Origin of the sequence: Acinetobacter sp. YH12039, from assembly GCF_013420015.1 — a bacterium.
Taxonomy (GTDB): Bacteria; Pseudomonadota; Gammaproteobacteria; order Pseudomonadales; family Moraxellaceae; genus Acinetobacter; species Acinetobacter amyesii.
The window spans coordinates 67,870-87,835 of record NZ_VOZA01000012.1; the positions used below are offsets into that span (position 1 = coordinate 67,870).

At 39.8% G+C, this 19,966-nt stretch carries 17 protein-coding genes and 2 pseudogenes; 12 read left to right on the forward strand and 7 right to left on the reverse strand.

The genetic code is table 11. From position 1 onward, the window contains the following. Positions 1-143: 143 nt before the first annotated feature. A complete protein-coding gene (locus FTT98_RS07505; RefSeq protein WP_078190224.1) occupies positions 144-323 on the forward strand; it encodes a hypothetical protein in 180 nt (59 codons plus the stop codon). A 60-nt stretch (positions 324-383) separates the two neighbouring features. On the opposite strand, the gene FTT98_RS07510 is transcribed toward FTT98_RS07505, so the two are convergent. Together FTT98_RS07510 and FTT98_RS07515 are read right to left on the reverse strand one after the other, a co-directional pair. Beyond that, positions 384-1,841: a sensor domain-containing diguanylate cyclase gene (locus tag FTT98_RS07510; RefSeq protein ID WP_180114613.1), complete on the reverse strand. Its 1,458-nt coding sequence runs from the start codon at positions 1,839-1,841 to the stop codon at positions 384-386. Positions 1,842-2,040: 199 nt separating this feature from the next. Further along, positions 2,041-2,829, reverse strand: a complete 789-nt coding sequence (locus FTT98_RS07515) for a hypothetical protein (protein WP_180023438.1) — start codon at positions 2,827-2,829, stop codon at positions 2,041-2,043. 294 nt (positions 2,830-3,123) lie between these two features. On the opposite strand from FTT98_RS07515, the gene uvrB reads away from it, so the two are divergent. The 7 genes and pseudogenes from uvrB (at position 3,124) to FTT98_RS07550 (ending at position 12,711) form a co-directional block, all read left to right on the forward strand. Beyond that, entirely contained in the window at positions 3,124-5,145 is a 2,022-nt protein-coding gene (gene uvrB / locus FTT98_RS07520) for an excinuclease ABC subunit UvrB (RefSeq protein ID WP_180114583.1), read from the forward strand. A gap of 153 nt (positions 5,146-5,298) precedes the next feature. Beyond that, on the forward strand, positions 5,299-5,895 hold the full coding sequence (locus FTT98_RS07525) for a lipocalin family protein (protein WP_180114582.1): 597 nt from the start codon (positions 5,299-5,301) through the stop codon (positions 5,893-5,895). Positions 5,896-6,022: 127 nt separating this feature from the next. Further along, positions 6,023-6,955, forward strand: coding sequence for an EamA family transporter RarD (rarD, locus tag FTT98_RS07530; protein WP_078191878.1), 933 nt, complete (start codon positions 6,023-6,025; stop codon positions 6,953-6,955). Between the two features lie 218 nt (positions 6,956-7,173). Next, the gene (locus FTT98_RS07535; RefSeq protein ID WP_180114581.1) at positions 7,174-8,850 is read left to right on the forward strand and encodes a hypothetical protein; all 1,677 of its coding nucleotides are present in this window, start codon (positions 7,174-7,176) and stop codon (positions 8,848-8,850) included. 710 nt (positions 8,851-9,560) lie between these two features. Beyond that, on the forward strand, positions 9,561-11,018 hold the full coding sequence (locus tag FTT98_RS07540) for a glyceraldehyde-3-phosphate dehydrogenase (protein WP_168379186.1): 1,458 nt from the start codon (positions 9,561-9,563) through the stop codon (positions 11,016-11,018). A gap of 307 nt (positions 11,019-11,325) precedes the next feature. After that, the gene (locus FTT98_RS07545; RefSeq protein ID WP_218947574.1) at positions 11,326-12,027 is read left to right on the forward strand and encodes an MFS transporter; all 702 of its coding nucleotides are present in this window, start codon (positions 11,326-11,328) and stop codon (positions 12,025-12,027) included. 3 nt (positions 12,028-12,030) lie between these two features. Next, positions 12,031-12,711 (forward strand): annotated as a pseudogene (locus FTT98_RS07550) (hypothetical protein). Between the two features lie 57 nt (positions 12,712-12,768). On the opposite strand, the gene FTT98_RS07555 reads toward FTT98_RS07550, so the two are convergent. Next, complete coding sequence (locus FTT98_RS07555) at positions 12,769-13,623, reverse strand: SDR family oxidoreductase (protein WP_180007685.1); 855 nt, start codon at positions 13,621-13,623, stop codon at positions 12,769-12,771. A gap of 115 nt (positions 13,624-13,738) precedes the next feature. Between FTT98_RS07555 and FTT98_RS07560 the strand changes: the two genes are divergently transcribed. The 4 genes from FTT98_RS07560 (at position 13,739) to FTT98_RS07575 (ending at position 17,329) form a co-directional block, all read left to right on the forward strand. After that, the gene (locus tag FTT98_RS07560; protein WP_180177215.1) at positions 13,739-14,113 is read left to right on the forward strand and encodes a helix-turn-helix domain-containing protein; all 375 of its coding nucleotides are present in this window, start codon (positions 13,739-13,741) and stop codon (positions 14,111-14,113) included. Between the two features lie 213 nt (positions 14,114-14,326). After that, the gene (gene cgtA, locus FTT98_RS07565; RefSeq protein ID WP_078190204.1) at positions 14,327-15,541 is read left to right on the forward strand and encodes an Obg family GTPase CgtA; all 1,215 of its coding nucleotides are present in this window, start codon (positions 14,327-14,329) and stop codon (positions 15,539-15,541) included. A 40-nt stretch (positions 15,542-15,581) separates the two neighbouring features. Further along, positions 15,582-16,715: a glutamate 5-kinase gene (gene proB, locus FTT98_RS07570; RefSeq protein ID WP_180177216.1), complete on the forward strand. Its 1,134-nt coding sequence runs from the start codon at positions 15,582-15,584 to the stop codon at positions 16,713-16,715. Between the two features lie 95 nt (positions 16,716-16,810). Continuing rightward, positions 16,811-17,329 (forward strand): GNAT family N-acetyltransferase, encoded by a 519-nt coding sequence (locus FTT98_RS07575; RefSeq protein WP_180114579.1) that lies wholly within the window; start codon positions 16,811-16,813, stop codon positions 17,327-17,329. A gap of 58 nt (positions 17,330-17,387) precedes the next feature. On the opposite strand, the pseudogene arsH reads toward FTT98_RS07575, so the two are convergent. The 4 genes and pseudogenes from arsH to FTT98_RS07595 form a co-directional block, all read right to left on the reverse strand. Beyond that, a pseudogene (arsH, locus tag FTT98_RS07580) lies at positions 17,388-18,091 on the reverse strand (arsenical resistance protein ArsH). Position 18,092: 1 nt separating this feature from the next. Continuing rightward, complete coding sequence (gene arsB / locus FTT98_RS07585) at positions 18,093-19,133, reverse strand: ACR3 family arsenite efflux transporter (RefSeq protein ID WP_180088086.1); 1,041 nt, start codon at positions 19,131-19,133, stop codon at positions 18,093-18,095. Beyond that, positions 19,133-19,606, reverse strand: coding sequence for an arsenate reductase ArsC (locus FTT98_RS07590; protein WP_180007690.1), 474 nt, complete (start codon positions 19,604-19,606; stop codon positions 19,133-19,135). The genes arsB and FTT98_RS07590 overlap by 1 nt, the downstream gene beginning before the upstream one ends. Then, positions 19,603-19,932 carry a metalloregulator ArsR/SmtB family transcription factor gene (locus tag FTT98_RS07595; RefSeq protein ID WP_180114577.1) on the reverse strand — a complete coding sequence of 110 codons (330 nt, stop codon included), beginning with the start codon at positions 19,930-19,932 and terminating at the stop codon, positions 19,603-19,605. Before FTT98_RS07595 ends, FTT98_RS07590 begins: the two co-directional genes overlap by 4 nt. Positions 19,933-19,966 lie beyond the last annotated feature (34 nt).

Consider the following 19,966-nt stretch of genomic DNA (forward strand, 5'->3'; position numbering starts at 1 on the left):
TTTGTGCTGTTGTCCTCTATAGTATAAAAATTCATAGCTTATCATTGAGTCTTTATATGCCAATCGAGGCTATTCACTCAAAGCCTTTTACACCAAAACCATTTTTTTTGTACAATAGCGCCAGATTCAATTGAGTTATTCGTATGAGTACGCAAAACCCTCCCAAGAAAAAGGCTTTAGTCAATTTGCCTTTTCCGATTAAAAAAGCTGAAGATAATGCTTCGGATGAAATCTTTGAAGATATGCGTCCAAAACCTCAGCGTTATGCTGACCGTACTTGGATGCCACCACGCGGTACACGTCGTTCGATGGGTAAGCGTTAAAAGATTTAAATAAAAAAGCCATGGTTCAAACCATGGCTTTTTTATTGCAAATTATTGATGTTAATTGCGTATTTCAGACTGAATTCTTCGGTCTTTATTGAGATAATACTTTTTCTTCTGACGATACATGTCCAGATCGGCACGTTTGAGCATATCTTCCATCCGCTCATTCAGCTCATTGGTGGCACAGCCAATCGATATACTCATCGGTTGATTAGAATAAAATTGGTTATCGACCAATAACAACTCATTCAAACTTTGTAAGCAGTTTTGCAGTGCTGCATCATCTGCACCCGGTAATAGAATGACAAATTCATCACCGCCAATGCGCGAAGCAGAATAGGGCGTATGCTGAATAAGCTGGTTTAAAATGTTGCCCAGACGTCTGAGGATACTGTCACCAGCATCATGCCCAATACTGTCATTGAGTTCTTTTAGTCCATTTAAATCAATAAAAATACAAGAAACAGGACGTAATTGATTGCGTTCGAGACGATTGATTTCTGCGATATAAAATGAACGGTTATAGAGCTTAGTTAGAACGTCATGCTTACCTAAATATTCAAGATAATTTTCAGCCTTTTTACGTGCGGTAATATCGGTTAAAGCAACCTGCACGGTGCTCCAATCATCAAGATAATCGGGAAATACGGTAAATTGCAGCAAGACATGGCGAATACTGCCATCAAGTGCATAATTTATAGCTTCACGTTGATGATGTAGATTGCCATTCCAAAGTTCAATCAACTGTTCTTTAAAGGTTTGCAGCATTTCTTTGGCAAACACTTTATGTACATTTTTGAGCAATATTTCTTTGTTCGGAGCGCCAAATAAATCAAGCGTGGCTTGATTGACGTCAACGATCAGTATTTCTTTAATGCACTCTTGTACAAAATCGGGATGAACATCCAAAAAAGTGACAAAGTCTTCGATTTCTAAAGCGCGTAGCTGATCTAATTTGATTTTAATCCGGCTAAAATCTTCGACCCAAAGTGAGGTTGGAGAATAATGAAAACGCGCTTCTGCCAAATGACGACTTTGTTCTTGTAAACGGCAAGCTTCAGTATAAGAGGTGATATCTTCAGTCGTAATTAAAACGGCAGATAAATCCTGCTCATGACTCGGTAGCACGATGCCTTTGAGTTGAATGTCTAGGCGTTGTCCATTGAGCGTATAGTTCACGGCAGAATGGGAAAAATGTGTTTCACCATTCCATAATGCAACCAATTCTCTAATGTGTGTTTGACAGATCTCCGCCTGAAAAACTAAATCAAGGTTTTGACATAAATGTTCAAAGTCACGTGCTTGATAAAGTTCCAACGTTTTTGCGTTGACCTGTAAGAGTTTTATTTTTCTCGCACATTGCAGAATACGTGATTCATCTTGTTGAAGAAAAGTGGAGAGATCCTGCACACCTTGCTGACGCCAGAGATCAAATTGTTTTTTGACTTCACTGTAATCTTCAAGCCACATGGCAATGGGGGATAGCTCAAAAAAAGGAGAATCTAGCATGTCTATTTTATGTGCTCGTCATTCTTCATGATAATTACAGCATGTAGTATAAGATGAAAAAAAATGATATTAAAATAATGTGATATGTAAAATAAACTTTATTTTTAATGTGACTTAAGTCGCTAAAAACCATTAATCAACCGTAGAAAAAAAGCCAATATGGACATTGGCTTTTTGGGTGTTTCAAATGTGGTGAAAAGAGCCTTTAGCGGCTGGCTTTACGGGCTTTATTTTCAGGCTTTGGTGCAGCGATTTCACGTTCAGCTTTCCAAACATCGATGAAATCTTTTTCATTGATATTGTACAGTTCAAGTAGGGCTAAAATGACGCCGCCAAACATCATCGGGCCTTCAGAATTACTTTGAAACTCAAATATTTTCCCATTCAGGGCATGCAAAATATCTTCAATTTCAAAAATACGGTCACGACCATTGCTATCTGTCGGGTACATTTGGGTATTCAGCACAATTTTCGCAAGACTTTTTTCATTATCTGTTAAGGCCAGAACATCAACCAATTCATCTGCCGAAGGTGCAAAAATTACCGAGTCTTGAAAAATTGTATGTAGAAGTTTCGAAGTAAGTTTAGGTAAAGCTTTTTCAACGAAAGGACGGAATGAAATTGGAAAAATAACATTTCTAGAAATCCCCTTAAACATGGGAGCAATTTCTTCAACTTTATAGCCAGCGACACCACAGCCAATCGAAGTAATGAAATATTTGGTCTTCGGATGATTCTTGGTATAGATTTTAAAATCATCAACATAATGTTGAATCTGAGACAATGGCATTTGTTGTAAATGCTCATTCATCGTTGGAATAGCAAAACTTTGACCAGCCCATCCACGACCAATACCATTCATTGCACCAAAATGCTCTAGGGCAGTACGCGCTGCACCGCCAGTATGTTGACCTGCCATATTGCTGCCAAAAACAAAAATAGTATCTTCGGGTAGGTTTTTAACAATACTTTCGTCATGATATTGGTAAGTCATAAGTTTGATCTGTGGCGTCCTTTTGTTCATGTTGCAGGTGAAATTTATATAGGTCAAGTATCAATAAGGGATAAATGAACGCTTTATTCTTGAGTTTTTTTAGAGCCAAGAGTTTCCTCAAGAAAAACATGCGAAATCAGGCGAATTATTTTTCAAACATGAAAAAAATCTATGGGTTTATGTTGAATTATAATTTTACAGTCCGTACACGCCTCTGGTATTTACATAAATTTAGCGTTGTTTTGTGCAACTTTGCCCTCATAATAAAGCCATATAAAACTGTTGAAGAAGAGTGTGATGCAGAAACAGCCTTTTGAACTGGTAACACAATATCAGCCGGCAGGTGATCAGCCTCAAGCGATTGAGAAATTGGTGAAGGGGATTGAAAAAGGAATGCATGATCAGTTGCTCTTAGGGGTAACAGGTTCAGGTAAAACCTATACCATGGCAAATGTGATAGCACGCACGCAACGTCCAACGATTATTATGGCGCATAATAAAACTTTAGCTGCGCAGCTTTATGGCGAGTTTAAAGCCTTCTTTCCGCATAATGCCGTGGAATACTTCGTCAGTTATTATGACTATTATCAACCCGAAGCCTATGTTCCATCTTCAGATACTTTTATTGAAAAAGACTCATCGATTAATGATCATATCGACCAAATGCGTCTTTCGGCAACACGGGCATTATTAGAGCGACGTGATGCAATTATTGTAGCGTCAGTTTCAGCTATTTATGGTCTGGGTGATCCCAATGCTTATATGAGTATGCTTCTGCATATCGTGGAAGGAGACCGTATTAGCCGTGATGATATCATCCGTCGTTTGGTGGAAATGCAATACACCCGAAATGAACTCGAATTTTTACGGGGCACATACCGTATTCGTGGTGAAATTATTGATATTTTTCCTGCTGAATCTGATCAAAATGCCATTCGAATAGAGTTATTTGATGATGAAGTTGATTCAGTTCGATGGTTTGATCCATTGACAGGCAGAATGGTGCGTAAAGTGCCACGTATTACGATTTACCCAAAAAGCCATTATGTAACACCTAAAGATAATTTACAGCGTGCAATTGGAACGATTCGTGAAGAACTCGCAGAACGACTAGGATTCTTTCGTGCAAATGATAAATTACTCGAAGCACAGCGTATCGAACAACGTACACGTTATGATTTAGAGATGATGCAGCAGCTTGGCTATACCAATGGTATTGAAAACTATTCACGCCACTTGTCTGGCCGTCCTTCTGGTGAAGCACCTCCGACTTTGTTTGATTATGTACCTGATGATGCTTTATTAATCATTGATGAATCGCACGTTACCGTACCGCAAATTGGGGCTATGTATAAAGGTGACCGTTCACGTAAAGAAAATTTGGTCAATTACGGTTTTCGTTTACCAAGTGCGCTTGATAACCGCCCAATGAAATTTGAAGAATGGGAGCGGATTATTCCTTCGACCATTTATGTCAGTGCAACGCCTGCACATTATGAAATGGAAAAGTCTGAACAAGTCGTTGAGCAAGTGGTTCGACCCACAGGTTTGGTCGACCCTGAAATTGAAATTCGTCCAGTGTTAACGCAAGTGGATGATGTATTGTCAGAAATTAATAATCGTAAAAACTTAAATGAGCGTGTATTGGTTACGACATTAACCAAACGTATGGCAGAAGATTTAACTTCATATTTGAAAGAATATGGTATTAAGGTCGCTTATTTACATTCTGATATTGACACTGTTGAGCGCACTAAAATTATCCATGAATTGCGTTCGGGTGTATACGATGCAATTGTTGGGATTAACTTACTGCGCGAAGGCTTAGATATGCCAGAAGTGTCTCTAGTCGCCATTTTAGATGCAGACAAAGAAGGCTTCTTGCGTTCTGAGCGTTCTTTGATTCAAACCATTGGTCGTGCAGCGCGTAACTTAAACGGTAAAGCGATTTTATATGCAGATCGTATGACTGACTCCATGCAAAAAGCCATTGATGAAACGGATCGTCGTCGTAATTTACAGATTGCATTTAACCTTGAACATGGCATTACGCCACGCAGTGCAGTGCGTCAAAACGTCAATGATATTGATACAGGTGAAGTGCTGACAGATGATGAAATCGATGAAAAAATTTCAGATCAGGCCAAGGCATTAACTGCAGATGAACGTCATTTGATGTCGGATCCAAAACTTCTGGCAAAACATATGAATAAGTTGGAAAAAGAAATGCTAAAAGCGTCTAAGGAATTACAGTTTGAACAAGCGGCTCGTTTACGCGATGAAATCTTGCGTTTAAAAGCACAGATGATTTCATAATTTTGTTAGACAAGATGCGGAATATTGTTTGAATGACATACATAATTCAGACAAGAAAATGATTTTTAGAGCAATTTTTTCCGCTAGAGTAAAATCACGAGAAAAGAATCTACTTTATTTTATCGATAATTTTGCAGCGAAATGAGGCATAAAATGACAACAACGAATATTCCCAAAGCAGGTTTTAAGCTCGCAAAAATTGCACTTGGTGCAGCAGTGTTAATTGGTTTGGGTGCAGCCACAATGGCCTATGCACAGACGAAACCGTTACAGACTGTGGAAAAAGTCGAGCTCGATCGTTATTTAGGTATGTGGTATGAAGTAGCTCGTAAGCCTATGGTTTTTCAAAAAAGCTGTGACCGTGATGTGATTGCGGTTTACACGCTAAATGAAAATGGCAACATTAATGTAAATAATCGCTGTGTATCTAAAGATGGTACCAAGAAGCAATCAATAGGCGAGGCATTTGTACAAAATGCACCGTTTAACACGAAATTAAAAGTTAGTTTCTTACCAGAAGCCATTCGTTGGTTGCCTGTGGGGCGTGGTGATTATTGGGTACTCAAAGCCGATGAAGACTATCAAACAGTTTTGGTGGGTGAGCCACGTCGTAAATATATGTGGGTTCTTTCTCGTTCGGCTCATCCAGATCAGGAAGTGATTCAGGAATATCTAAATTATGCTCAATCTGTCGGTTATGACTTATCAGATATTATTCATACCAAGCAGACAGTGAAACCTAAAACCTAAATAATTGAACAAATGCTAAAAAACCATGCCTGTGCATGGTTTTTTATTTGCTAGAATGTCCAGGCGAGAAGCTTGATTCATCAAGCAAAATATCAAGATTATGTAGTCATTTGGACTGGAGTGAAAGATGTATAAAGGCGTTGCATTGTCTGTATTGGCATCGGTCACTTTCGGTATTTTGTATTTCTTTACCATCTTTTTAAAACCTCTAGATAGCGAGCAAACTTTTGCATGGCGCATGTTGGCGACCTTGCCATTTTTAACCTTATTTATGTGGTGGATGAAAGATTTAAACAAAGTTAGTGAAATTTTTTGGCGTGTGGTCAAGCAACCGATCTTTCTCATTTGGTTAATCATTAGTTCATTTTTATGTACTACACAGCTTTGGTTGTTTTTGTGGGGACCAATTAATGGCCGAGGGCTAGAAGTATCTTTAGGGTATTTTCTATTGCCCTTAGTAATGGTTCTGGTTGGATGTGTACTGTATAAAGAAAAGCTGTCTAAATGGCAGATGGCTGCCGTGGCATTGGCAATTTTAGGGGTCGGCCACGAAATTTGGCGTATTGGCAGTATCGCGTGGGAAACTGTCTATGTTGCTGTGGCTTATCCGATTTATTTCTTTTTACGTCGTACCTTTAAAACCGATCATTTGGGTGGTTTTTGGTGGGATCTTTGCTTAATTCTGCCTGTAGCCTTTTATTTAGGATTTATTCATAGCGATAGTTTAGCGCTGATGTCGTTATTCCCGTATCTGATTTTGGCGGTTTTAGGACTTGGTTTTTTGAGCGCACTTGGCTTAGGTAGCTATATGTTGGCGAGTCGTTATCTGCCATTTGTGATTTTTGGTTTGTTGAGTTATTTAGAACCCGTGTTGTTAGCCTTTGCATCGATCGCATTGGGGGAGCGAGTAGAAGCCGAAGAATGGCTAACTTATATTCCAATTTGGGGTGCAGTGTTGTTATTGGTAATAGAAGGCGTCTTACATCTGTTTAAACAAAAGCAAAATGAACGTGCGCTAGCAAAAAATGTAAAAGCGTTAAATGATCGAATCGATTCTTAGACTGAAAATGCTGGTACGTTAAATTGATCAGTTTACAATTAATGCTTGCTGTTTTTTAATAAAATCTTAAACTTAGAAAACTAAAACACGCCATGATTCAATTTGTTGTTTAGGAAGAACAGCATTGAATGATGGTGTACAAAAATATTTATTTTAGATAAAAATAAACTGAAATCGATAAAAGATCGATTAAAGAACCAAGATACAGGAAGCAGTCAGTGGTTGTCCCATTTCATCAAAACGCTAAACTTTTGCAGCTAGAGCCTGTGTTGGATCAGCATTGGCGGAGTATTGTATCTGAAGTATGCACTGATCTTGATCAATCCAATTTAGCACAGATACAGCAGGTGTTATCGCAAAAAGGTATTCGTTGGGAGTCTTCATCACAGTCGTATCAAAGCGATGTACCGATGAATTTGGGTATGCTGATGAAAGTACTAAAATATGATGTCATGCGTGAGCATGCACAGTATTTGGCAACACAGCTCGAAGAACTTAGGATATTGACCCAGAGTATTCAAGTTGCGCAAAAATTAGAAGAAAACCTACTCTATATCAATAAAATAGATGCAGAAGAAGATTTTGAATTACAGCATGAAAAAAACGTATTACATCGGCATTTTATTTTAAATGCCGCACAAATCATTCGTGAAATGGATTTGATTGCGCCGAGTGATGCACGTCAACTCACTGCTCTGCAAGTTAAAATTTTCTTGATCGAGATTTTCTTAAAGTCACATATGTTAGGGCAAGTTTTTGATGCTTCTATCCCGAAATCATCTGAGGTTTGGCAACATCCGATTTTTAAATATTATTTAAAGCGTGAACAAAAAACGCGATATTTACAAATTGTACAAACATCTGAGTTTATTTATATTTTGTCGCCTGATTTAGATTGGACGACGCAGTATTCAGCAACTCGGTTTTTATCGACAAAGCATAATGATGCCTTAGCAGACGACGTTTTTGATGGGGTGGCCATAGATTTAACTACTGCTTTAGAGAATCAGCAGATCGAACAATTAAAATTTCGAGTCTCAAAGTTGGCATCCATTGCAGGTTTTATACATTTAGATCTACAAAATTTAATGCAGCAACTACATACACGGGTAGATAAGCATCTACTTTTAATGCTGCATGTAGAGGATGCTACTCAATTAGCGACGGTTTTACCTGCTTTTGAGCAGCAGTTCAATACATTGATATTGAAGCCCTTACATCAGACTGTTCAATATCAACTGAGTGAGCAGATACAGCATGACTTTGTATTTTTCCATAGCATGCAAATATCTCAGAAGCTCATCACGAGTCTAAACGTCTTGAGTAGTTGCCCTAAGTTTGAGGCAAGTTTGGAGTTGAAGCGACTGCGACTTCAACTACAGGCTTGGCAGGTGCTTTTGTTGAAACGGCGTACGCACATTTTTCATGTTCAAAACGAAGATGATTGGGAGTTACATCATCAGCAGTCACAGCAAATTCATACGGCGTTGAAAGCGCTCTTGCAGCCGAACGAGGATCAACAGAAGATCTTTGCTAAAGACGTAATTGTAGAAAATACGGGTGCCCATGGCGCGCATGTTGGATTTTCCAAACGCATGACGAAAACAGGGGAGTATGAAAGCCTTGAAGCCGATGCTTTAAAAGCGCAGCAGCAAAAAAAGCGACAAACTTATATGCAGGTTTTAATGTTGCTAAAGGAACATGCGTCACAGCTCGTCAATCTCGATTTTGAGCCATGTGAAAATGCCTTAAAGGTGCAGTCTTTTAGTGATCAGAGATATTTTGCGATTAGTACTGGAGAGAATGGTTTAAATGCACTACCGAAAATATTAGAGCTGAGTGTAAATTTCTTTGATTTTAATTTGGAAAAGTTTGCTGAGAATCTGAAAAATTAACAGAATTTTAAATATTGATCTGACTTTAAAACTAATGTTAGGCAGTAACATTAGAGGCGTAATTTGATCCAAATAAAAGAACGATACTCGGTAATGTTATCCTCAATTGTCTAAGACAAGGTTATTTCTAATAAAAAATGTTTTTGCAATACTTTGAATAAATTGACAGTAGTGAACGAGTTTTGCGGTGAGGAGCATTGCTCCGCAAGATGGTTTCCTTATGAAGCACGCTTCTCATTTTGCCAAATGAGAAACAACGTTTCGTAAGAGTACCTCCAGCTGAAGGCTAAACCCTTTATTCAAACCTCAGGTGTAAGACTCCGTCGAATATTCTTAAAAATCATTTAAAAATGTGAACTTATTATTACGAGCTTAGCATCAGTAAAAATACTATAAATTGAGCAAAATAAAAAACACCACAATTTGAAAAATATAAATATTCGTTCATCTTTGAGCTAAATCTGCTGAGATCTGGTTGATAAAACTACATTTGAAATTTTGTGACAAAAATCTGCGAAAAAGCCTGTTTTTCAACTTTCGGCTATAAAATCATAATACTAATCATGATTATTTTGAAAATTGATAGTGAATATATAACAAAATAACCTTGTCGAAATCTGCTTTTAGATTCATTAATTTTCAGTTTTCCATTACAATTGTGGGGTTTTGAAATTTATGCTTAGATTTACAATTAATTAGAGGACGTATCTGTGAGCAAAGACACTATCGTTGCCCTACATGCAGAGCACCAAGGTCGCTGGAAAAACCGTGAAGAAATCGCGGAACGTATGATTGCCCTAGTGGGTCAGTTATATCGTGAAAAAAACATCGTAGCTACAGTATACGGTCGTTCTTTAATTAACCGTTCGGTTATCCAAATTCTTAAAGCGCATCGTCGTACTCGCGTACTTGACGTTGAACTTTCAGTTGTGAACACTTTCCCAATTCTTGAAGCTTTAGCGAAAATCGAAAACATCGGTACTGCTGAAATTGATCTTGGCAAACTTGCTGTTGAGTTCAAAGAAAAAGGCGGTGATGTTGACGCATTCGTTGCTGACGCTGTGAAATCACTTGAAGGCAATGCAACTAACGTTGAAAACCGTGATGTTGTACTTTACGGTTTCGGTCGTATTGGTCGTATCCTTGCACGTTTGATGATCAGCCAATCTGGTTTAGGCCGTGGTCTTAACCTTAAAGCAATCGTTGTTCGTAAATCATCTGACGGTGACTTAGAAAAACGTGCGTCTTTGTTACGTCGTGACTCTATTCATGGTCCATTCGCAGGTACGATTTCTGTTGATGAAGAAAACGAAGCAATCATTGCAAACGGTAACTTCATCAAAGTGATCTATGCGTCTAACCCATCTGAAGTTGATTACACTGCTTACGGTATTAACAATGCACTTGTAATCGATAACACAGGTAAATGGCGTGATTCTGAAGGTCTTGCACAGCACCTTAAATGCGCTGGCGCTGCACGTGTAATTCTAACTGCACCTGGTAAAGGTGACATGAAGAACGTTGTATACGGTGTGAACCAAGCTGACATCCTTGATGAAGATACAATCATCTCTGCTGCAAGCTGTACAACAAACGCGATCACACCAACACTGAAAGTGTTAAACGACAAGTACACAGTGATCAATGGTCATGTTGAAACAGTTCACTCGTTCACGAACGACCAAAACTTAATCGACAACTATCATAAAGCTGACCGTCGTGGCCGTGCTGCAACATTGAACATGGTTATTACTGAAACAGGTGCTGCTAAAGCTGTTGCTAAAGCGCTTCCTGCTCTTCAAGGTAAATTGACTGGTAACTCAGTACGTGTACCTACTCCAAACGTATCTCTTGCAATTTTGAACCTTACTTTAGGTCAAGATGTTGATCGTGAAGAAGTGAATGAATACATTCGCCAAATTTCAATCAACTCTAACCTTCAAGGTCAAATTGGTTATACAAACTCAACTGAAGTTGTATCCTCTGACTTTATCGGTTCACGTACTGCAGGTGTATTCGACGCTCAAGCGACAATCACTTCTGGTAACCGTTTAACTGCATATGTTTGGTACGATAACGAAGTGGGTTATAGCTGCCAAGTATTACGTATTGCGGAACAAATGGGCGGCGTAAGCTATCCAAAAATTCCTGCTGAAACAAATGCATAATTTGTGAAAGCTAAAAAAGAGTCTCATTTGAGGCTCTTTTTTTTATCTAAAGAGTAGGGATGAGTAGCTTAAGGCATAGACGATGAATGGATTGATCAAAAGCATCGAAATGTCTTGTTATTTCTGCCACTGTTAGATGCGTGTGAGTCATTTATAATGAAAAAGCCAACTAAAATATTCAAGTTTTAAGTTAATGAAATCATTAAAGAAATAAATACAAAAAATTGCAAACTGGTTTGGGTAATGTGTTCAAAATAAAGCTGTAAAAATAAAAAAGCAAAAGGAATTTAGTTTGCAAGCAAAGCACATGCTCAGTGGATTGGCATTTATTGTGTTTGCTGCACTCTGTGGTGTACTCATCGCCATTTGGGTGTTTAAGCACTTTAATATTTATATCCCACTAGAAAATCAAAACGTCAATATCGACCTGCAAGAGCCATTACAAGCCGAAGTCAAAATTCATGATGCCTTGGATGTGGATGTGACAGGGCGGGTGAATGCTGAAATTCCGATACATGAAAATTTAAATATTCCCTTAACTCAAACGCTGACACCACGGGTGTATTTTGATAATCAAGTCCCGATCAAGACCACGATTCCAGTGCGTGAAACTTTGAAAGTGAATCAAAACCTTCCTGTGAATACCAAAGTGAAAGTCAGAGTCATGGGGCAGGATGTGACATTGCCACTCAAAGGTGATATCCCGATACAATTGGATATTTCAGTAAATATGAATGTGCCTTTGGAGCAAAAAGTACATTTAAAATTTGATGCGCCAGTCAAAACCGTGCTGAAAGAAAACCTGCATATTCCACTCAATGCAAATTTAAAAACCAACATTCCTATTGAAGGTAATTTGAATGTTCCAATTAAAACGGCATTGAAAGCGACAGTGGACGTACAAAATACGTTGCCCGTTCAAATTAAAAAGGGTGAATTGGTGATTCCACTAAAAACAATGCGACTCAATAGAGAGCATGCCAAAACTGAAGCGAAAGCTCAGGAGTAAGCCATGTGGATATTTCAATCGGCGAAGCGTATCATTTTGAGTTTTATCGCAGTTGCATTGTTGGTTGCGGTACTATTTTGGTTGTATTTAAATATTTATGCGTCGATGCAAGTACGTGCAAAAAATGCAGATATTCAATTGTCGCATTCACTACCCACCAAAATTTCCGTTGGCAATTATTTGCAAACGCAGTCCATCGGGACGTTGGATACGCAGATTGCTTTAGATCGGAAGCTGTAACTGCCCTTAAAGGGAAAATATCTGGCAGATTTGCAGTTTAGTGTAGAGGTTCCGATCTCAGTGGATATTGATTATTCCACCAATATTCAAATTAACCAGACGATGCCGCTTGAGGCGACCACAGATTTGGTGATTAAAAATAAACTTGTGCCGAAATTTCCCTTAAAAATGGACATTCCTGTCAAGTTAGATGTGCCTTTTCATTTGAAAAGAACCTATAACATTCCTATTCGAATTAATTTTAATGGCCCTGTGTATTTTGAGTTTAATGAAAAAGTTGATTTGCATGTGGTACATCAGTTTGCACCACAGCTAAAACTGAATGACCCGATGACCATGCGAAAAATTGCAACCTTTAATGCCACGATGTACAACGCAGAGCGTAATACCAAGGCAAATTTAGATATGAATATGGATTTGCCGATAAAAAATGTACATCCATAAGCATGATTCAACTCAAAAAAAGCCCGAATCAATTCGGGCTTTTTTGTGGGTTCAATCTTATTTTAAAGCAGCTTCAACAGCACTACGTAGAGAAGTAGTTGGGTGACCGAGTAACTGTTCCAAGTCCTTACGATCACTTTGCATCGCACCGTCAATGCTATTGATATCGGCATCGACGATCACATCTACAAGACCAGCAGGTAATCCAGCTTGTAATAGACCTTGTGTATAGTCTTCTGTAGTTAGATTTTGATAGTGAACATTTTGACCTGAAACTTGCTGTAGGGTTTCAGCAAGCTGTGCCAATGTGAAACTGTCTGAGCTTGCAAGTTCATAGGTTTTATTCTCATGACCAGAGCTTGTAAGTACTTTTGCAGCTGCTTCAGCATAGTCAGCACGGGTCGCTGCATTAATTTTCCCATCCTTTGCTGCACCAAATAAGGTACCTGTTTCCACCACATGTCCTGCAGCAGCAAGATAGTTTTCGACATACCAGTTATTTCGTAAGAAGGTATAGGTTAAACCACTAGCTTGAATCAGACTTTCTGTTTCACGATGTTCTTGAGATAAACCCAATGGTGACGTATCTGCACGTAACAGGCTGGTATAAGCAAGATATGGAACTTTCGCTTCTACTGCAGCATCAATTACGGCTTTGTGTTGTGGAGTACGCCGACCAATTTCATTGGCAGAAATGAGTAATAATTTATCGACACCTTGTAGTGCAGGAACAAGTGTATCTGGTTGATCATAGTCAAAATGACGAAGTTCGATGCCTTGAGCTTGTAGAGATGCTGCTTTTTCTGGTGATCGAACTAAAGCGATGATGTTTTCGGCCGCGGTTTCTTTCAATAAAAATTGAAGGACCAATTGGCCTAGTTGACCTGTTGCACCTGTAATTGCGATTTTCATATTTAAACCCTCTGATTGTTGAATCAATGATCTTGATGGTTGAATCTTAATCTGTTAACTTACTAAATGTAAGTACGTACCAAAAAGTAAGTTAGTGACTTTGAGGAAAGATTTAATGAACACATACGCTACAAGTAAATTATTAGGTCAAGTTTTATCCACAGATTGTCCATCTCGAGAAATATTGGAACATCTCACCAATAAATGGTCAGTATTAGTTTTACGTTGTTTGACTGAAGGGGTACACCGTTTTAGTGAACTTAAGCAACGTATCGAAGGGGTAAGCGAAAAGATGCTGGCTCAAACGCTGAAAATGCTCGAGCAAGATGGTTTTATCTTACGGACAGTCTATCCAGTCGTGCCACCCAAAGTTGAATATCAACTGACTTTAATGGGCTCACAGGCTGCAGAAAAGTTAATGCATCTGATTGGTTGGGTTGAACGAACCTTGCCTGAAATTATTGAAGCCAAGGATAATGCACGTAAATAGCTTTCAGAAATGGGGAGTGAAATTCGTTTGCTATTTATCAAAGCTATTTTGATGATGAGCTAAAGATTTTCGAGCGATGTGCGGATTTTCCTAAAAATTTGCATCAGCACCAAGATGAATGAAATTTATAGTATTGCTGAATAATATTGTTCGAGAAATTCTTTAAAATATGGCAGAATAAGCGGTTTTAAAGTTTTTAGAGGATTGGCAAACATGCGCTTTGTTGATGAAGCAGTCATTACCGTAGAGGCTGGCGACGGTGGCAATGGCGTAGCCAGTTTTCGCCGTGAAAAATTCGTACCATTTGGTGGTCCAGATGGTGGTGATGGTGGTCGTGGCGGTAACGTATACGTTCAAGCCGACAACGACACAAGTACCCTAGTAGATTATCGTTATACACGTAAATTCCGTGCAGAACGTGCTAAAAATGGTCGTGGAGCGAACTGCTCAGGCCGTGGCGGTGAAGATACCGTATTGCTCGTTCCAGTGGGCACAACAATTGTAGATACAGAATCTGGCGATATCATCGGCGACTTAGTGGCTGACGGTCAGCGTGTGTTAGTGGCAGCAGGTGGTGAAGGTGGTTTGGGTAATACTCACTTCAAATCTTCAACCAACCGTTCTCCACGTAAATGTACACACGGCTCAAAAGGCGAATATCGTGAAATTCGTCTTGAATTAAAAGTACTCGCAGACGTTGGTTTGTTGGGTATGCCAAATGCGGGTAAATCAACCTTTATCCGTGCAGTTTCAGCAGCAAAACCAAAAGTTGCAGATTATCCATTTACCACAATGGTGCCAAACCTAGGTGTGGTTGATGCCGATAGTCACCGTTCATTTGTAATGGCGGATATTCCGGGTCTAATCGAAGGGGCTGCAGAAGGTGCTGGTCTAGGTATTCGATTCCTGAAACACTTGGCGCGTACACGTATTTTATTGCACATCGTAGATGTTCAACCGATTGATGGTTCTGACCCTGCGTACAATGCAAAAGCAATTTTGGAAGAGTTGAAAAAATTCTCCCCAACACTTTCAAAATTACCTGTTGTATTGGTACTCAATAAAGTAGACCAATTGGCGGCTGAAACGCGTGATGAATGGTGTGATCACATTCTCGAAGAGTTGCAGTGGAAAGGCCCTGTATTCAAAACTTCAGGTTTAACGTTTGAAGGTACTAAAGACGTTGTGTATTACCTGATGGATCAAATTGAAGAGCAGCGCGAACGCGAAACTGAAGATCCTGAATATGCTGCAGAAGTTAAAGCATTCCGTGATCAGCTTGAAGCTGAAACACGTGAGCAAACGCTTGCTGCGAAAGAAGCATATCGTGAAATGCGTCGTCAACAACGTCTGGCAGGTCAAGGTGAAGACTTTGATGATGAATTTGAAGACGGTGATGATGAGGCAGAATCGTACTACGTACGTTAATTGCTGAATAAGTGTCAAAGCAAACAAGTCTGAGGACAAGATGATAGAAGTGGTAGATGGGCAACGTCAGCTCAAGGGTTGTAAACGTATCGTTGTTAAAATCGGATCATCACTACTCACAGCAAACGGAAAAGGGTTAGATCTGGATGCAATCTCGCATTGGGCGGGACAAATTGCAGAACTACACAATGCAGGACACGAGATCATTCTTGTGTCTTCCGGTGCTGTGGCTGAAGGGATGGTTCGTATGAATTTGGACAACCGACCCACAGATCTACCCAGTCTACAGGCTTGTGCTGCCATTGGTCAGATGGGCTTAATTCATACTTGGTCTAGCGTATTAGAACAACGTTCGATTCGTACAGCACAAGTGCTGTTAACGCATGATGACTTGGCAGACCGTCGTCGCTATTTAAACTCATGTGATGCTTTGCAGCATTTGATCGATTGGCGTGTGATTCCTGTGATCAATGAAAATGACACAGTGTCGACTGACGAAATCCGCTTTGGCGATAACGATACTTTAGCTGCGATGGTGGCTGGACAGGTTCATGCAGACCTCTTGGTGATTCTAACTGACCAAGAAGGTATGTTCGACTCTGACCCTCGTTCGAATCCAGATGCAAAACTGTTCCATACAGTACGTGCAATGGATGAATCATTATTCGATATGGCTGGCGGCGGCGGTAAATTCGGTCGTGGCGGTATGTTGACCAAAGTTCGTGCGGCACGTTTGGCAGCCAAGTCAGGTTGTCCAACAGTGATTGCAAGCGGCGATAGCGACAATGTGCTTTCACGTGTGATGGCCGGTGAATTACTCGGTACTTTATTCATTACGGATAATGACCGTGTCACAGCCCATCAACAATGGTTAGCTGCACACTTACAAACAGCTGGTCGTTTAGTAATTGATGATGGCGCAGTCAAAGCCATTCGTGATAATCACCGCAGTTTATTACCTGTAGGTGTGAAAGCAGTTGAAGGGCATTTCGAGCGTGGTGATGTGGTGGAATGTGTCGATACACAAGGTCACCGTATTGCGGTCGGACGTGTGAACTTTAGTTCACGTTCAGCTGAGATCGTCAAAGGTCTGGCATCAGACAAAGTGCATCAGGTACTCGGTGAAGCACGTTCACTGGAAATGATTCACCGCAATCATATGTCGATCTATTAAGTTAAAGAAATGTAAAAAATCCCGCTTTCGAGCGGGATTTTTTATGGCATGCCATTTGAATATAACGATAAAAATAGAAATAAGAGGAAAAGAAGATGAGCGAAATTCAATATTTAAACATTCAAGATCTAAAAGATGAGCAGGCTCAACTGTGCGAATTATTGGCACAATGTGTGCAAGATGGTGCATCACTGGGTTTTTTAGCTAAAGAATCTAAGTCGCACTATGATGAATATTGGTCTGCTGTGACAAAGGATATTCAAAAGCATAAAACCTTTTTGTGGGCGGCGCTACAAAGCGGTGAAATTGTGGGCACAGTACAATTGGTTCGTGCCACCAAAGCCAATGCACTGCATCGTGCTGAGATTGAAAAACTTATGGTGCATCCAAAGGTACGTCAGCGAGTCATTGCTCACCAACTATTAACACTTGCAGAAGATCAAGCAAAACACTTGAACTTGAAATTACTTGTACTTGATACGCGTACAGGCGATTTCGCTGAAAGGCTGTATGAAAAATTTAACTTTATAAAAACCGGGATCATTCCACAATTTTCATTGGGCCATACGGGTGCATTAGATTCAACGACATTATTTTATAAATTATTGTCTTAAGTTAAAGTTGATGAATTTTTTAGACCAAAACTCCTGCACAGATGCAGGAGTTTTTTCATTAAAGGTTCTTTTGATTAACCCGTTTAGAGAGTTCTTCCGCACTTTCAACTCGTTCAGAATAGCGATCTGTGAGGTAGGCAGATTGACCACGTGTGAGTAGGGTAAATTTATATAGTTCCTCCATTACATCGACAATGCGAGTGTAATAAGAGGAAGGTTTCATGCGATCATTTTCATCAAACTCTAAAAATGCTTTTGCAACGGAAGATTGATTTGGAATCGTGATCATCCGCATCCAACGCCCAAGGATGCGCATTTGGTTAACAGCATTAAAAGATTGCGAACCACCACTGACTTGCATTAACGCCAGCGTTTTACCTTGAGTAGCACGAATGGCACCTGACGCTAAAGGAATCCAATCAATTTGTGCTTTCAATATAGAGCTCATCGCGCATGTCGTTCTGGCGAACACCAAACCATGCCTTCAGACCATGCAAGTAATTCATGTAATTCCTGAACTTTGGGATGTGAAGTTTCAGCATCTTCAGGCAGTGGAAGACCTTTAGGATGAAAAATTTTGACTTCTGCACCAAAATGTTCAAGGATTCGACCCGCCTCCAATACCGTTAGGCGGCTAAATGAGCGTTCACGGTTAGAGCCATATAGCAGCAGAATGCGTGGCGGATGTTCAAGTGCTTTAGCTTGAACTTGTTCAAAACGCGGTGTTTCAAGTAAATCTAGTTGAATATTGGGGAGCTTCATTTTAGTTCTCTTTATACCATTTGCGTTTTAGCCAGAGCGATACACTCACTAATGCAATAAGCACAGGCACTTCAACCAATGGGCCAATAATCGTGGTAAATGCAATCGGAGATGCAATGCCAAAGGTGGCGATGGCAACAGCGAGGGCAAGTTCAAAATTATTACCCGCTGCGGTAAAGGATATGGCAGTGGTTTTGGCGTAATTATTACCCATCCATTTGCTCATCAAAAAGCTAATGAAAAACATCACCACAAAGTAGATCGTGAGGGGAATGCCAATACGCAGTACATCCATTGGAAGGCTCAAGACATCTGCACCTTTGAGGCTAAACATCACCACAATGGTAAAGAGTAATGCCATTAAACTGATGGGGCTGATTTTGGGTATAAATTGATTTTTATACCAATCCAGACCTTTTTGTTTTACCAATATGGCACGCGTTAGGAAACCGAGCAGGAAGGGAATGCCTAGATACACCAATACTGCATGTGTGATGGTCCAAAAGCTGACTTGGATCACTTGTGCTTCTATACCAAAATAAGGCGGTAAAAAACTCAAAAAGAACCATGCGTAGGTACTAAAAAATGCAATTTGGAAAATACTGTTAAATGCCACTAAAGCCGCAACGTATTGGTTATCCCCGCAAGCTAAATCATTCCAAACCAGAACCATCGCAATACAACGTGCTAAACCAATCAGAATCAAACCGGTCATGTATTCAGGGTAGTGTTGTAAAAAAACGATCGCCAAAATAAACATCAGGCAAGGCGCAATTAACCAATTTTGAACCAGTGATAGGTACAAGGTACGTTTATCTTTAAACACTTCAGGCAGGGCTTTGTAATCCACTTTAGCCAAAGGCGGATACATCATCAGGATTAAACCAATGGCAATCGCAATATTGACATCACCGATATTGAGTTGATTTAAAGCCCTTGAAGCACTTGGAATATACACGCCAATCGCAATGCCTAGCCCCATTGCGATAAAAATCCATAGCGTTAGATTGCGGTCTAGAAATGACAGTTTTGCAGCAGCCATTATTGGATCTCTGAAATTTTTTGGATTTCTAGGTTGAGTTCTTCACGACTTAATTGCGTAAAATCGAGTGCAAATAAAGCATCTAAACGGCGGTTAATATGCGCCACGGTATCAAGAAATGCTGCAAGTTTTATTTCATCTACAAGCTCTAAATGGGAAGGATCTTCTAAGCCCCAGTGGGCTTTGATGGCAGAGCCTAAGTAAATTGGGCAAGCTTCTTGAGCGGCAGAACCACAGACGGTAATTACCACATCGGGTTGATATTGTTCACATGCTGCGATGGTTTTACTCGACAAACCCTCAGTCGGTAGATTGAGGTTTTGTAGGGTTTTCAAGGTAAACGGGTGGACTTGTCCTGAAGGTTTACTACCTGCGCTATAGGCATGGAAACCTTCAGGGGCACGATGGTTAAAAAGTACTTCGGATAAAATGCTGCGGCAGCTATTGCCAGTACATAGAAATAAAAAATTCATAGCGTTTCACACAATGTTGTAGTGCCTTTCGGAGAGTTTAAATCGAGATTTTTAAATCGTTCTTGGTGACGCATGACATCAAGTATTTGTGTACACCAAGTAGGCAGTACAGGGTGAATGGAGTAATAAACCCATTGACCTTTACGCTGATCACTCAGCACACCTGATGAACGCAGTAAAGCCAAATGACGTGAAATTTTGGGTTGGCTTAATTCAAGATACTCAGTGAGTTCGCAGACGCAGAGTTCACCTTTACATGCCAACAGCATGATGATGTTCAGACGAGTCTCATCTGCAAGTAATTTGAAAAATTCAGTCTGTTCCATGTTTATCTGTATATATGGATTTACATATATCTTC